This window comes from Enterococcus italicus DSM 15952 (assembly GCF_000185365.1).
GTDB lineage: Bacteria > Bacillota > Bacilli > Lactobacillales > Enterococcaceae > Enterococcus_G > Enterococcus_G italicus.
The window spans coordinates 1,455,411-1,455,918 of sequence record NZ_GL622241.1 but is presented as its reverse complement, the minus strand read 5'-3'; positions in this window follow the sequence as shown (position 1 = coordinate 1,455,918).

The following is a 508-nucleotide window of genomic DNA, read 5'->3' as shown; positions in this document are numbered from 1 at the left end:
AGAATATTATCTCTTTTTATATCAATTCAAAATTGCGTATTGAACAAGAAAAATACGTATAGTTTTCCCTAGAAAATACTGGCATAATTGATAGAAATCATTATACACATCTATATAGGATATTCCCTCTAGATGTGTATAATGAGGAGGCTTATAAAAGCTAATAAAATCAATAGAAAACTACGTGTTTTTCTAAAATCAATACGCACTTTTTATATTCCCTCTAGATGTGTATAATGGGAAGGTCAAAAAAAGTCAATAGATTCTAGGGTAATTTACCTGTTTTCACACATATCTTTACGCAAAAACTTATTTACACTTGATAATTGTGTGATAAAAATAGCTATAAAGCGTTGATATATCAGTGTTTATATTTTATGGTGACAGCAAGATGTCATCTTGCTTACTTAATTGATGTGCTTAGGTTCAGTAAAATAGCTAAAATTTACTCTTTATCAGTGATTATGTATTTTTATATATAACGAAATTCTATATTTATCTCTTTTTG